Below are 13,307 nucleotides of genomic sequence, written 5' to 3' on the forward strand. Positions count from 1 at the left end.
GGACTCAGCGAGACTGATTCAAAGGGGCGGCTGGAGCAATCCAGCCGCCTCTTTTCTTGCGCCCAGGTAGGGGGCAGCATGCGCCCGCCCACGCGCGCCAAGACGCGCGGGCCAAGGGGAGGCGATATGGACGGAATGGCGCTTGATCGGCGGACCCTGTTGCTGGCCGCCGCCGGCCTTGCCGCGGCCGGGCCGGCCTGGAGCCAGGACGAGGTCGCCGCGCCCTCGCCCCTGGACACCACGCCGGAGAACCAGGCCTACACCTTCCGCAACCAGGACCAGACCCGGCCCGTGCGGCCGATCCGTCGTGGTCCCAACATCCGGCCGCTGCCGTCGCATGCGCGGGCGTTGAGTGGGATCAGCTACCCTCTGGGCGGCGCGACCCGCACCCTGGACGATTACATGACCCGGTGGCGCACGGGCGGCGTGCTGGTCCTGAAGCGCGGCGAGATCGCGCTTGAGCGGTACGGGATGGGCAACGGCCCCGAGAGCCGCTGGACCAGCTTCTCAACCGCCAAGTCCATGACCTCGACGCTGGCGGGCGCCGCGCTGCACGACGGCGCCATCCGCAGCCTGGATGATCCCGTCAGCCGCTACCTGCCGACGTTCAAGGGCTCGGTTTACGAGGACGTCACCGTGCGCAACGTGCTGCGGATGTGCTCGGGCGTGGCCTGGAAGGAGGACTACGATCCGAAGGGCGTCTCCGAGGTCGTCCGGCTCGCCGCGGCCATGGCCGCCGATCGTCCAGGCGCCGTGCTGGAGTTGATGCGTAGCCTGTCGCGTACCGTGCCGCAGGGGACGCGCTTCAACTATTCGACAGGCGAGACCTGCCTGCTGGGGGCGATCGTCAGCGCAGCGACGGGCAAGCCGCTGGCCGACTACTACGCCGACCGCATCTGGGGCCCGGCGGGCATGGAGGCGGACGGGTACTGGCAGTTGGAGACCAAGAACGGGCTGGAGTTGGCGGGATTGGGCGTCAGCGCCCGTCTGCGCGACTACGGCCGCTTCGGGCAGTTCGTGCTAGAGGACGGGGTGGCCCGCGACGGACGTCGGATACTCCCGGTCGGCTGGCGCGACCTGGCCGGCCAGCCCGACAGCGAAGCGACCGGCTTCGGCCGCCTCTTGCCCGGCTATCCGCTGGGCTACGGCTATCAGTGGTGGGTTCTGCCCCGGCAGGCCGGCAGCGTCCACGACGGCGCCTTCACCGCGCAGGGCATCTTCGGCCAGTTCATCTATGTGAACCCGCGTGAGCAGGTGGTGGCGGTGGTTTGGAGCGCCTGGCGCAAATCGTGGGAGGACGCGGCGGAGCTGGAAACCTACGCCCTGCTGGGCGCGGCCGCAGAGGCCCTGCGGGGCTGATGCACCCTGCGGGTGCGCTGGCCCGCCGTTTGCTACGCCATCTTGACTAGCTGTCGCCTGCGGGCAGGCTGGCGCGATTCAAGACTCACTGCCGGAAGATCACAACGCCGATGACCTCGCCCGACGAAACACCCCGGCCAAAGGCCGGCTTCTGGCGCAGGTTCTTCATCTTCCTCGCCGTTGGCGCCGTGGGCACCGCGGGCTCGCTGTTCGCCAAGAGCAACCCGCTGCCGATGGGTGGCCGCATCATCGTCGTGGTGATCGGCTCGGTCTCGATCGCCCTGGTGCTGACCTTCCTGGTGCCGCTGCTGGACCGGCGTGGCCGGGAAGCCGCCAAGAAATAGCGCCCGACGGACAAAGGGCCCGCGTCGCCGCGGGCCCTCCGTCGCTCTCCCCAGTCCTTGTCGCGGTTCAGCCCCGCAGCTTGCGCAGCAGAACGTCGACGTCCCGCGCGATGGCGGGATCCTCGGCCTTGAGCGCCTCGATGCGGCGCACCGCGTGCAGGACGGTGGTGTGGTCGCGTCCGCCGAACCGTCGGCCGATGTCGGGCAACGAGCGGGTGGTGATCTGCTTGGCCAGCCACATGGCCACCTGCCGCGGGCGGGCGACCGCGCGGGCGCGGCGTTCCGAGATCAGGTCGGCCTGCTTCAGGGCGTAGTGCTCGGCAACGGTCTTCTGGATCATGTCCACGGTCACCTTGCGCTCGTTGACGCTCAGGTGCGGGCGCAGGATGGCCTGGGCCTCGTCCAGGGTCAGGCGGGCGATGTCGCCTCCCACGCGGGCCACCAGGGTGTTCAGGGCGCCTTCCAGTTCGCGCACGCTGTCGGTGAAGCGATCGGCCAGGAACTGGAGCACCTCGGCGCGCGCCGCCGGCACAAAGGCGCCCGCGACGGCCAGGGTGTGCAGCTTGCGCTCCAGGATGCCCAGGCGGAGCGTGCGGTCGGCCGGCTCGATGCCGCAGACCAGGCCTGCCTGCAGGTGGCTGCGCAGGCGCGGCTCCAGTTCGGACAGTTCGGTGGGCGAGCGGTCGGCGGTGAGCACCACGCGGCGGCCGTCCTCGACCAGGGCGATGAGCGTGTGGAACAGCTCTTCCTGGGTCTGGGTCTTGCCGGCCACGAAGTGCACGTCGTCGATCAGCAGCAGGTCGGCGTTGCGCAGCTCGTCCTTGAAGGCGGCGGTCTGTCGCGTCTGCAGCGCGTTGACGAAGGTCGAGGTGAACCGCTCGGCTGACAGATAGACCACCTTCTTGCCATGGCCAGTCCGCATGGCCTCCCAGGCCAGGGCGTTCAGCAGGTGCGTCTTCCCGAAGCCATACGGGCCATGGAAGACGACCGGGTTGAAGTGGCCGTCGGCCCACGACGCGACGCGGCGCGCCACGGCGAACGCGAACTCGTTGGCGGGGCCCGACACGAAGTTGTCGAACGAATAGCGCTCCTGAAGGCCCTGAAGGCGGCCCTGACGGGCGGCGATGGGGGCCATGGCTTCGACCTCAACCTCGAACACCTCGGGCGGAGACGCCGTATTGGCGCGGGCAGCCGCCGCGACGGCGCCATTCGCGGCCACCGGCGCAGCCAGAACCGGCGCGGCGGCATAGCCATCGACTTCCATCCGTGACTTCAGGTCCAGGCGGCGACCCAGCGGGTCGTTCTGCGCCCATAGCTCGCCGATCCGGCGCCACGCATTGTGGCGAATCCAGTCCCGGGCGACGCCCGTTGCGGCCACCACACAAACCTCGTCACCGGACTCGCGCAGCGCCGCCTGGCCCAGCCACGACCCGAAAGTCGCATCGCCCAGCTCACGCTTGAGAACCTGGCAAGTCTTGCTCCACACGGCCATCGCCGGCGCGCCTGCCATAGCTCCCGCAACCCCCCCGCTCGTCATCCCTCGAAAACCCCATCGAACCACGGCCAACACATCGAGGTCCCGAACCCCCCGACGTGACGAAACTCAACGCAAACAAACCCTTATTCGGCGAACGCGATACGCTCCGCCGCTGCCCCGGTTTAACCGGGATCAAAGGGTAAGAACCTGTAAGAGGGCTGACACTAATGGGGGCCGCAGGGGGGTCAACGGGGATTCTTTTTCGGCGCAAGACATATTTGGATTGACTCCCAAGGGACCCTTTTAGGTCCAAGGGAAAGCCCGAAAAGCGGGTGTTGAGACTGAGCAAATTGGTCGCAGGGGCTGCCGTCGCACGGCGTTTCGCGCGCACAAAAAAGCAGCGTCCGCGAGGACGCTGCTGATCGCAATTCCTAGAGGCGAAGAGGGGGTGATCGCACCCCCGATCCAACCGAAAAATCGGGAACCTTCGGTCCCCGGAGTCGGGCCCTTTAGGCCGCCGACATCTTCTTCAGTTGGGCGGCCAGGCGGGAGACCTTCCGCGAGCCGGTGTTCTTGTGCACGACGCCCTTGGTGACGGCGCGCATCAGTTCCGATTGGGCCTTCACGAAGGCGTCCTTGGCGACCGTCGCGTCGCCCGAAGCCACGGCTTCCTCGAACTTGCGGAGGAAGGTGCGCACGCGCGAGCGGCGAGCGGTGTTCACTTCGGTGCGGCGGGCGATCTTACGGACCGCTTTCTTGGCGCCGGGCGTATTGGCCATTCGGGACTCTTCTTCAAACGGGCAGCACCCGCCGGATGGCCGGCGGGCGAAATTGGAGGCGCGGATATACTGAAACGGGCGCCGGTGGTCAATCCGCTTTCCCGCCCCGCCGCGAGAGCGTCAGCTTCCCTTGAAGTCGGGCTTCCGCTTCTCGACGAAGGCGGCCATGCCCTCCTTCTGGTCGTCGAAGGCGAACAGCGAGTGGAACAGGCGCCGCTCCATGGTGACGCCGGTCGAGAGCGTGGTCTCGAAGGCCGCGTTCACCAGCTCCTTGTTCATGGCCACGGCCAGGGGCGACTGGCCCGCGATCTTGGCGGCGGCGGCCAGCGCCTCGTCCAGCAGCTTGTCGGCGGGGACCACGCGGCTGACGAGGCCGGCGCGCTCGGCCTCGGCGGCGTCCATCATCCGGGCCGTCAGCACCATGTCCATGGCCTTGGCCTTGCCCACCGCGCGCGGCAGGCGCTGGGTGCCGCCGATGCCGGGCATGACGCCCAGATTGATCTCGGGCTGGCCGAACTTCGCCGTCTCGGACGCGATGATGAAGTCGCACAACATGGCCAGCTCGCAGCCGCCGCCAAGCGCGAAGCCGGAGACCGCCGCGATGATCGGCTTGCGGAACTGCTCGATCCTCCGGGCCGCGCCGCCGAAGAAGTCCGAGGCGAACATCTGGGCGTAGCTCTTGTCCGACATCTCCTTGATGTCGGCGCCGGCCGCAAACGCCCGCTCCGATCCCGTCAGCACCAGGCAGCGGACGCTGTCGTCGGCCTCGGCGGCGTCCAGCACCGCCGCGAGCTCGCCCAGCAGCTGGCTGTTCAGCGCATTCAGCGCCTCGGGCCGGTTCAGGCGAACCAGGGTCACGCCCGCGCTGGGCGTTTCGACGATCAGGGTCTCGTAGGACATGGGCGCTCCGCTCTTCGCTCAGAGCGGACTTACGGGCCCGTGACCGAATAGCCAAGCGCCCGCAGGCGTGCCGGGACGCCGTCCGGGCCGATCAGGTGTCCGACGCCGACCACGACGACCGTGCGACCCCGGCCCTTCAGCCGCGCGTCCAGATCGGTGGTCCAGCGGGCGTTGCGCTCAGTCACCAGGCGGCGGAACAGGGTCGGCGAGGCCGCGCGCAACGGCGCCAGCGCCTCGCGATCGAGGACCGCCGGGTCGCCCGCCATCCAGGCGCGGACCAGGTTGATGTATCCGTCGGGGTCGGCTTCGAGATCGACCAGCGAGGCGTGGAGCGAGGCGATCTGGTCGGCCATCGGGGTCTGATCGAAGAGGTCGATCTGCTCGGCCGGGGTCTCGAGTGCGCGACGCCGCGCGCCGGAGGGGGCGGAAGCGTTCAACACGGCTTCCACGCCATGGCCGGTCTCGGCGCCCGCCTTGGCGAACACTGCGCCCGCCAGCGCCACCTCGGCCAGCCAGGGCTCAAGCCTCGCGAGATTGGCGGGATCGGCGCCATAGGCCCGCGCCAGCCGCAACAACCGTTCGCTGTCGTCGGGCGGCAGCAGTTTGAACAGCGACTGGTCCGGCGGGAGGATCCCTGAGGCGGCGGCGAGGCGGCCGACATCCTGGTCGGTGACGGGTCCGACGGGCAGTTCGAACCAGACGTCCTCGGCCCTCGCCAACGCGACGTCGAGGCGGGTCGGCCTCCAGTCCAGGCCGGGCGGCAGGATGTGTACCGATCCGAACAGCACCATTTCGGAATCGGCGTCTTTCACCACCCACACCGGCGGCTCGGCCCAGGCGGGCGCCGCGATCGCGGCGACAAGCGCAACGAAGGCCAGCAAGCGCAGGGTCACGCCTGGCACACCGGGCAGTAGAAGGTGGAGCGGCCGGCCTGGACCTTGCGGTCGATCACGCCCTTGCAGCCGTCATTGCGACAGGGCTGGCCCTCGCGGTCGTAGGTGCGGAAGCGATGCTGGAAATAGCCCAGGGCGCCGTCCGTCTGGGCGAAGTCGCGCAGGGTCGAGCCGCCGGCCTCGATGGCTTCGGTCAGCACGGCCTTGATCTCGGGGACCAGCTTCGCGAGCCGCGGACCGGAAATCTTGCCAGCCGGCTTGAAAGGCGAGATGCGGGCGCGGTTCAGCGCCTCGCAGACATAGATGTTGCCCAGACCCGCCACGATCCGCTGATCCAACAGCAGTGTCTTGGGGCCCTGCTTGCGGCCGGCGAAGGCGACCTTGAGCCTTGCGGCGTCGAAGGCCTCGCTCAGTGGCTCAGGCCCCAGCCCTGCGAACCACGGATGCAGATCGAACGTCGCGGTGTTGACGAGCGCCATGTAACCGAACCTGCGGGGGTCATAGTAGGTGACCCGCGTCCCAGCCTCGGTTTCGAACACGATGTGGGCATGTTTAGGGTCGGGATCGGGCGCATAATGGAACTGGCCGGGCCGAGTCTGGCCCTCCGGACGCGCGATCTCGAACCGCCCGCTCATCCCCAGGTGCATCACCAGGGTGTCCTCCCGGTCGAGGCGGGCCAGCAGGTACTTCGCCCGGCGCTCCAGGCGCACGATGGTGGCGCCGGTCAGGAACTGGACGAAGTTTGGCGGCAGTGGAAAGCGCAGGTCGGGCCGGCGAGCCTCCACCCTCACCAGCCGCTGGCCTTCTAGCACGGGGGCAAGTCCGCCCCGGACGGTCTCGACTTCGGGAAGCTCGGGCATGGGTCCTCAAGTAGCGCGCCCCGGGCGGCCGCCAAAGTTCCTCTTTGCGCTTCCAACGTGCTGGGCGCGCTAGGCGCGGCGCGCTGGGCCAGCTAAAGACGCGGTCATGACGGGACCTTCCGCCACCTTCGGCTTCCGCGATGTCGATGCCTCCGAGAAGGCCGGACTTGTGCGCGGCGTTTTCGACCGCGTGGCCAAGCGCTACGACCTGATGAACGACCTGATGAGCGCGGGCGTGCACCGCCTCTGGAAGGACGCGGCCGCCGCACGGCTGAACCCGCAGCCTGGCGAGGTGATCGTCGACTGCGCGGGCGGCACCGGCGACATGGCGCGCCGCTATGTGAAGATGGTCCGCCGCGCCCAGGAGCGCCGCGGCGGGGCCGACGCCACGATCTTCGTCGTCGACTACAATGCCGAGATGATCGCCGCCGGTATCGAGCGGGGGGTGATGCCCGAGCTGGTCTGGGCGGTGGGCGATGCACAGCGGTTGCCGCTGCCCGACGCCAGCGCCGACGCCTATTCGATCAGCTTCGGTATCCGCAATGTGACCGACATCTCGGCGGCGCTGCGCGAGGCGCGGCGCGTGCTGAAGCCGGGCGGGAGGTTCCTTTGCCTGGAATTCTCGCGCCCCACGACCGAGGCGCTGCGGGCCGCATACGACGCCTATTCGTTCAAGGTGATCCCCGAAATCGGGGCGCGCGTCGCCAACGATCGCGAGAGCTACCAGTATCTTGTGGAGAGCATCCGCCGGTTCCCCGACCAGAAGACGTTCGCCGCGATGATCACCGACGCGGGCTTCAGCCAGGTGGGCTTCACCAACTATTCCGGCGGCGTCGCGGCGCTGCACACCGGGCGGGCGATCTAGGACGCGGATGGCCTCGCTGGGCGCCTTCATGCGGCTGGTCGGGGCCGGGTGGACGCTGGTCCGCAACGACGCCCTGCTGCCGCGCGAGCTGGACGGCTACTATTCGCCAGCTGTGCGCGGCCTCGCCAATGCCCTGCGCGCCTTCGCCAACCGCAAGGACGGCCGCCCGGGCGAGCGGCTGGCGCGGTCGCTGGAAGGTCTGGGCCCGGTCGCCATCAAGCTCGGTCAGTTTCTCTCCACCCGCTCCGACATCTTTGGACGCGTCTTTGCCGAGGACATGGGCCGGCTGAAGGACCGCCTGCCGCCGTTCCCGACCGCCCAGGCCCGCGCCCTGGTGGCGGATGGCCTTGGCCGGCCGCTGGACGTGCTGTTCGCCGAGTTCGGCGAGCCGGTCGGGGCGGCGTCCCTGGCCCAGGCGCATGACGCCCGGCTGCACGACGGTCGTCGCGTCGCGGTGAAGGTGCTGCGGCCGGGGATCGAGCTGCGCGTCGCCGCCGACTCCGCGGTGCTGACGCTGGCCGCGCGCCTGCTGGAGCGCTGGGCGATCCCGGTGCGGCGGCTGGAACCCGTCGCCTTCGCCAACACTGTGATCCGGGCCACCGAACTGGAGCTGGATCTACGCCTGGAGGCCGCGGGCGCCGACGAGCTGGCCGAGGTGATGGCGAAGGACGGCTACATGGACGCCCCCAAGGTCGTCTGGCCGGGCGTCGGCAAGCGCGTGCTGACCATGGAATGGGTCGCGGGTCTGCCGCTCTCGAACGATGCGGCGCTGGAACAGCCGGGGCTGGACCGCAAGACGCTGGCCGACAACCTCACCCGCGCCTTCCTGGCCCAGGCTCTTGACCATGGGGTGTTCCACGCCGACCTGCACGAGGGGAACCTGTTCTGCTCGGCGCCGGCGAGGATCCACGCGGTGGACTTCGGCATCATCGGCCGGCTGGGCGCGCCCGAGCGACGCTACCTGGCCGAGATTCTCTGGGGCTTCCTGAACCGCGACTACGCCCGGGTGGCCCAGGTGCATTTCGACGCCGGCTATGTGCCGGCCCACCACAGTGTTCAGGCGTTCGCCCAGGCGCTGCGGGCGGTGGGCGAGCCGGTGTTCGGCCGGCAGGCGGATGCGGTCTACATGAGCCGGGTCCTGACCCAGCTGTTCGAGATCACCGCACTCTACGACATGCACCTGCGGCCCGAACTGGTGCTGCTGCAGAAGACCATGGTCACCGTCGAAGGCGTCGCTCGCCGCATCGACCCCGAGCACAACATCTGGGCCGCCGCCGAGCCGGTCGTCCGCCGCTGGATCGCCCGGGAGCTGTCGCCCCTCACCCGGGTGAAGCAGCTGGCCGGGGAGGCCGAGACCGCCCTCCGCAACATCGCCCGCATGACCCAGCCCCAGCCGGTGGTCGTCGCCGAGCCTGCAGGACGGACCAATGCGCTCCTGTGGTTCGCCATTGGCGCTGTGACGTCGGGCGCGGCGTTCCTGGTGGGTCGACTGCTCTAAGCGTCGTCGTCGCGGTTGCGGCGAGAGGCCGAGCGGCGGGCTTCGCGGGCCTTCTGTTCTTCCCAGTAGGCCATGCCCTCGTCCGGCTTGAACATGGTGCGGGGCGCGCCGGCCTTGCTGCGGACGGCGAAGACGTTGGCCCTGGGGTCGTAGAGGAGGACGTCGCCGTTGGCGCGGGTCAGCGTCAGCGTGCCGCGCGGCGGGCTCTGGACGAAGTCGTGCGCCTTCTCGACGAACTCATCGACGTTATCCGCGCCGAACGCCCGGCCGTTGCGGGAGAAGGCGCGCTGGGCGTTCTCCTCGGCGGAGTAGCGGCGGCTGGCCGACCACATCGGCTTGCCTTCGACCAGCTTCACCGGATCGTCGCGGTGGTCCTCGCGAGGGGCGCGGTCGCCATAGGACGCGTCCGAAGTTGAAGTTTGCGTCCCGGGGGTGGTGTCTTCGGCCATCTGGGTTCCGGCGGCCTGTTTGGGCGCGACGGCGGAGGGGCCGTTGTCGCAGGCGCTCAGCGCCAGGGCGGCGCCGGCCAGCAGCAACGCAATCTTGGATTTTATCATCTCTTGCCCCATCTCATGGTCGAGTTGGAACAAAGAATGAACACAGGTTCTCGGGTTTGTCGAGTCCCCGCCAATGACCTAAATCGGAGCCCTGTTCGAAGGGATGCCCAGCCTTGGCCGAGAAGCGTGTTCTCCTGATCGTCGGTGGCGGCATCGCGGCCTACAAGAGCCTCGAGCTCACCCGCCTGCTGCGCAAGGCCGGCGTCGGCGTGCGGCCGATCCTGACCAAGGCGGGCGCCGAGTTCGTCACGCCGCTGAGCCTGTCAGCGCTCAGCGAGGACAAGGTCTACACCGAGCTCTTCAGCCTCACCGACGAGGCTGAGATGGGCCACATCGAGCTCAGCCGCTCGGCTGACCTGGTGGTGGTGGCGCCGGCCACGGCCGACCTGATGGCCAAGGCGGCGAACGGCCTGGCGGGCGACCTGGCCTCGACCGCGCTGCTGGCCACCGACAAGCCGGTGCTGATGGCGCCGGCCATGAACGTGCGGATGTGGGAGCACGCCGCCACCCAGCGGAACCTGAAGCAGCTGAAGGCCGATGGTGTCCTGTTCGTGGGGCCCGACGAGGGCGCCATGGCCTGCGGCGAGTTCGGGCCGGGCCGGATGGCCGAGCCGCCGGCGATCTTCGAGGCGATCATGGCCGCCCTGGCCGGACCCGGCGCGCGGCCGCTGGCGGGCAGGCGGGCGGTGATCACGGCGGGACCCACGGCCGAGCCGATCGACCCGGTGCGCCTGCTCACCAACCGCTCGTCGGGCAAGCAGGGCTATGCGATCGCCAGCGCGCTGGCGGCCCTGGGCGCCGAGGTGACCCTGGTCAGCGGACCCACCGCGCTGCCGGCCCCGGCCGGCGTCACGCGGCTCGACGTGGAGACGGCGCGCGACATGCTGGCGGCCTGCGAGGCGGCGCTGCCGGCCGACATCGCCGTCTGCGTGGCCGCGGTGGCCGACTGGCGCCCTGAACTGCAGGGGACCAGCAAGATCAAGAAGGGCCCCGGCGGCCCGCCCGCCATCAGCCTGGTGGAGAACCCCGACATCCTGGCGACGCTGTCCAAGCACAGGCAGCGGCCGAAGCTGGTGGTGGGCTTCGCGGCCGAGACCGACAGCGTGGAGGCGCACGCCAGCGACAAGCTGGCCCGCAAGGGCTGCGACTGGATCGTCGCCAACGACGTCAGCATCGAAGGCACGATGGGCGGCGACCAGAACGCCGTCGCCATAGTCTCCAAGGGTGGAATCGAGCGATGGGACCGCATGGCCAAGGGCGAAGTCGCCCGCCGGCTGGCCGCCCGCATCGCCGAGGAATTCTGAGTGTCGCCCACCGTCCCGATCACCCGCCTGCCGCACGGCCACGACATTCCGCTGCCGGCCTATGAGACCGCCCAGGCGGCGGGCATGGACCTGCGGGCCGCCGTGCCGGACGACGAGCCCCTGGTGCTGCATCCGGGCGACCGGTTCGCGGTGCCGACCGGGCTGGCCTTCGCGCTGCCGCCGGGCTTCGAGGGCCAGGTGCGGCCGCGCTCGGGGCTGGCGTTCAAGAACGGGATCACGTGCCTGAACTCGCCCGGCACCATCGACGCGGACTATCGCGGCGAGGTGAAGGTGATCCTGATCAACCACGGCGCCGAGGCCTTCACGATCCGCAGAGGCGACCGCATCGGCCAGCTTGTGATCGCCCCCGTGGTGCAGGCGCAATGGGCCGAGGTGGAGAGCCTGGACGAAACCGCCCGCGGCGCCGGCGGCTTCGGCTCCACCGGCCGCAGCTGACTCCGCCCGCCTTTCGGCCGCCTGCGGCGCGCAATGGGGCCGAACAGCGCACGCCTGTTGATGTCGGGCGGAATGGGGAGCATTAGCCCGCGTCCCTGTCGCCTGGACGTCCTGTCGTGAATCCCGCCGCCCGATTGCAAGCCGCGCTCGAACTGATCGAAGAGGTCGAGGCCGACGCGCGCCCGGCCGACGCGGTGGTCTCGGCCTGGTTCAAGAGCCGGCGCGACCTGAACGATCAGGATTTCGGCGAGCTGTCCGAGGTGCTGTACGCGGTGCTGCGCAGCCAGGCCCGGCTGACCTGGCATCTGGCCAAGCAGCGCCGCGAGCCCACGGCCCGCAACCGCCTGCTGGCCTGGCTGGCGCTCAGCGAGGGCAAGACGCGCGAGCAGGTCGAGCGGCTGTTCAACGGCGGCCGGTTCGCGGCGGCGGCCCTCACCGAGGGCGAGGCCACCCTGCTGACGCGGCTGCAGGGCGGGACCCTGGACCATCCCGAGATGTCCGAGGCGGTGCTGGGCGAGTGCCCCGAGTGGGCGTGGGGGCCGCTGCAGAGCCGCTTCGGCGACGCCTTCGCCCGCGAGATGGCGGCGATGCTGCGCGCGCCGTCACTCGACCTGCGGGTCAATCCGCACAAGGCGACGCGCGAGGCGGTGCTGGAGGCCCTGCGCCGCATCGGCTTCGAGGCCCAGGCGTGCCGCAGGGCGCCTTATGGCGTCCGCCTGCCCCGGAAGCTGTCGCTGGCCCGCCTGCCGATGCTGAAGACCGGCGAGGTCGAGATCCAGGACGAGGGGTCGCAACTGGTCGCCCTGCTGGTGGGGGCCGAGGCGGGCGACCGGGTGGTGGATTTCTGCGCCGGCGCCGGCGGCAAGACCCTGGCGATCGCCTCACAGATGGCGAACAAGGGCGTGGTCATCGCCTGCGACGTCTCGGAGCCCCGGCTGAAGCGGGCCGTGCAGCGCTTCCGCGGCGCGGGCCTCCACAACATCCAGACCCGGCTGCTGACCAGCGAGCGCGACAAGTGGGTGAAGCGCCACAAGGGCGGCTTCGACCGCGTGCTGATCGACGCGCCGTGCAGCGGGACCGGCACTTGGCGGCGGAACCCGGATGCGCGCTGGCGGACCGAAGACGCGGGGTTCGAGACCCTGCTGCCGCTCCAGGCGTCCATCCTCGACAGCGCATCCCGGCTGGTGAAGCCGGGCGGGCGGCTGGTCTACGCGACGTGCTCGCTGCTGCGCGAGGAGAACGAGGCGCAGGTGGAGGTGTTCCTGGCGGGGCATCCGGAGTTCCGGGTGGTTCCGGTGGGGGACGTGGCGCCGGAGATCACGGACTCTGCGCATGGGGAGTATCTGTCGCTGACGCCCGCGCGGCATGAGACGGACGGGTTCTTTGCGGCGGTGATGGTGCGGGAGGTGGGGGCAGCGGTGGGTGAGGCTTAGGTGGTCGCTGACAAGCGGACCTTCTGAAGGTCTGCGAGGGGTGGATAGCCGACCTTCCGACTACCGCCGCGTAGTCGGATCTCCTCGCAGCCGAGCAACGAGGTCGTGAGCGGCATCCGCAAAGCTGGGAAAGACTCTCAGAGAGTTCTCCCGCCCGCGCTCAGCATAGAAAGTCACCCACTCGTCATTCCGCTCCCGTAGAGCGTAGGTCTCGGAGGGTTGCCTCCCGGCCTCACCCAGGTCGTACGCGTCGGCGCGGAAGCCTTCCGACAAAAGAAGAGCGCGCAGCGTTGAGAGGTCCATGGTTGAGCTTCGCTCGGCGTAGGTCAGCCCGCAAGCAAACCCGTCGAACGTCGCCTAAGGGTCGAACGCGGTCTTTGGCCCCGCACCGGGAAGCGGACATTGGGGCCGGTGCCCAACTGCCGACCTTCCGAAGGTCAGCCAGGGGTGGATTGCGGACCCTACCTCCCCCGCGAAGCGGCGGGAGGGGGACCGGCCGCCGAAGCCGGCGCCGCCGGCTGAAGAGCGGTTGGTGGAGGGGGCGGGCCCCACCTGCTGAGCCAAACACGGCCAATCGTTCCG

The 13,307-nt window shown here is 69.7% G+C and carries 13 protein-coding genes; 7 read left to right on the forward strand and 6 right to left on the reverse strand.

Annotation, left to right across the window (positions count from 1 at the left end):
• Positions 1-126 precede the first annotated feature (126 nt).
• Positions 127-1,359: a serine hydrolase gene (locus tag EPN98_RS10865; RefSeq protein ID WP_293362717.1), complete on the forward strand. Its 1,233-nt coding sequence runs from the start codon at positions 127-129 to the stop codon at positions 1,357-1,359.
• Positions 1,360-1,469: 110 nt separating this feature from the next.
• Positions 1,470-1,703, forward strand: a complete 234-nt coding sequence (locus EPN98_RS10870; RefSeq protein WP_293362718.1) for a hypothetical protein — start codon at positions 1,470-1,472, stop codon at positions 1,701-1,703.
• Between the two features lie 67 nt (positions 1,704-1,770).
• On the opposite strand, the gene dnaA is transcribed toward EPN98_RS10870, so the two are convergent.
• The 5 genes from dnaA to mutM form a co-directional block, all read right to left on the reverse strand.
• Positions 1,771-3,240 (reverse strand): chromosomal replication initiator protein DnaA, encoded by a 1,470-nt coding sequence (gene dnaA, locus EPN98_RS10875; RefSeq protein WP_293362719.1) that lies wholly within the window; start codon positions 3,238-3,240, stop codon positions 1,771-1,773.
• A 449-nt stretch (positions 3,241-3,689) separates the two neighbouring features.
• Positions 3,690-3,959, reverse strand: coding sequence for a 30S ribosomal protein S20 (gene rpsT / locus EPN98_RS10880; protein WP_293362720.1), 270 nt, complete (start codon positions 3,957-3,959; stop codon positions 3,690-3,692).
• A gap of 120 nt (positions 3,960-4,079) precedes the next feature.
• A complete protein-coding gene (locus EPN98_RS10885) occupies positions 4,080-4,859 on the reverse strand; it encodes an enoyl-CoA hydratase (protein ID WP_293362721.1) in 780 nt (259 codons plus the stop codon).
• Between the two features lie 29 nt (positions 4,860-4,888).
• The gene (locus tag EPN98_RS10890; RefSeq protein ID WP_293362722.1) at positions 4,889-5,752 is read right to left on the reverse strand and encodes a TraB/GumN family protein; all 864 of its coding nucleotides are present in this window, start codon (positions 5,750-5,752) and stop codon (positions 4,889-4,891) included.
• Positions 5,749-6,612, reverse strand: a complete 864-nt coding sequence (gene mutM / locus EPN98_RS10895) for a bifunctional DNA-formamidopyrimidine glycosylase/DNA-(apurinic or apyrimidinic site) lyase (RefSeq protein WP_293362723.1) — start codon at positions 6,610-6,612, stop codon at positions 5,749-5,751. Before mutM ends, EPN98_RS10890 begins: the two co-directional genes overlap by 4 nt.
• A gap of 106 nt (positions 6,613-6,718) precedes the next feature.
• Here mutM and EPN98_RS10900 point away from each other — a divergent pair, with 106 nt between their 5' ends.
• Complete coding sequence (locus tag EPN98_RS10900; RefSeq protein ID WP_293362724.1) at positions 6,719-7,477, forward strand: class I SAM-dependent methyltransferase; 759 nt, start codon at positions 6,719-6,721, stop codon at positions 7,475-7,477.
• Between the two features lie 7 nt (positions 7,478-7,484).
• Positions 7,485-8,975: a 2-polyprenylphenol 6-hydroxylase gene (gene ubiB / locus EPN98_RS10905; RefSeq protein ID WP_293362725.1), complete on the forward strand. Its 1,491-nt coding sequence runs from the start codon at positions 7,485-7,487 to the stop codon at positions 8,973-8,975.
• Here the strand turns inward: ubiB and EPN98_RS10910 are convergent.
• A complete protein-coding gene (locus tag EPN98_RS10910) occupies positions 8,972-9,532 on the reverse strand; it encodes a hypothetical protein (RefSeq protein WP_293362726.1) in 561 nt (186 codons plus the stop codon). The two genes, ubiB and EPN98_RS10910, sit on opposite strands and share 4 nt — an antisense overlap.
• 113 nt (positions 9,533-9,645) lie before the next feature.
• Between EPN98_RS10910 and coaBC the strand changes: the two genes are divergently transcribed.
• The 3 genes from coaBC (at position 9,646) to EPN98_RS10925 (ending at position 12,725) form a co-directional block, all read left to right on the forward strand.
• On the forward strand, positions 9,646-10,836 hold the full coding sequence (gene coaBC, locus EPN98_RS10915) for a bifunctional phosphopantothenoylcysteine decarboxylase/phosphopantothenate--cysteine ligase CoaBC (RefSeq protein ID WP_293362727.1): 1,191 nt from the start codon (positions 9,646-9,648) through the stop codon (positions 10,834-10,836).
• On the forward strand, positions 10,837-11,292 hold the full coding sequence (gene dut, locus EPN98_RS10920) for a dUTP diphosphatase (RefSeq protein ID WP_293362728.1): 456 nt from the start codon (positions 10,837-10,839) through the stop codon (positions 11,290-11,292). It abuts the gene before it with no gap.
• Positions 11,293-11,408: 116 nt separating this feature from the next.
• Positions 11,409-12,725, forward strand: a complete 1,317-nt coding sequence (locus EPN98_RS10925; RefSeq protein ID WP_293362729.1) for an RsmB/NOP family class I SAM-dependent RNA methyltransferase — start codon at positions 11,409-11,411, stop codon at positions 12,723-12,725.
• Positions 12,726-13,307 lie beyond the last annotated feature (582 nt).

Origin of the sequence: Phenylobacterium sp. (genome assembly GCF_004299445.1) — a bacterium.
Taxonomy (GTDB): Bacteria; Pseudomonadota; Alphaproteobacteria; order Caulobacterales; family Caulobacteraceae; genus Phenylobacterium.

Excerpts from the sequence above, each read along its gene's own strand:
- EPN98_RS10900 (WP_293362724.1), top strand. The coding sequence starts at position 6,719 with ATGACGGGACCTTCCGCCACCTTCGGCTTCCGCGATGTCGATGCCTCC.
- dnaA (WP_293362719.1), bottom strand. The coding sequence starts at position 3,240 with ATGACGAGCGGGGGGGTTGCGGGAGCTATGGCAGGCGCGCCGGCGATG.
- rpsT (WP_293362720.1), bottom strand. The coding sequence starts at position 3,959 with ATGGCCAATACGCCCGGCGCCAAGAAAGCGGTCCGTAAGATCGCCCGC.
- EPN98_RS10885 (WP_293362721.1), bottom strand. The coding sequence starts at position 4,859 with ATGTCCTACGAGACCCTGATCGTCGAAACGCCCAGCGCGGGCGTGACC.
- EPN98_RS10870 (WP_293362718.1), top strand. The coding sequence starts at position 1,470 with ATGACCTCGCCCGACGAAACACCCCGGCCAAAGGCCGGCTTCTGGCGC.
- ubiB (WP_293362725.1), top strand. The coding sequence starts at position 7,485 with ATGGCCTCGCTGGGCGCCTTCATGCGGCTGGTCGGGGCCGGGTGGACG.
- mutM (WP_293362723.1), bottom strand. The coding sequence starts at position 6,612 with ATGCCCGAGCTTCCCGAAGTCGAGACCGTCCGGGGCGGACTTGCCCCC.
- EPN98_RS10910 (WP_293362726.1), bottom strand. The coding sequence starts at position 9,532 with ATGATAAAATCCAAGATTGCGTTGCTGCTGGCCGGCGCCGCCCTGGCG.
- EPN98_RS10865 (WP_293362717.1), top strand. The coding sequence starts at position 127 with ATGGACGGAATGGCGCTTGATCGGCGGACCCTGTTGCTGGCCGCCGCC.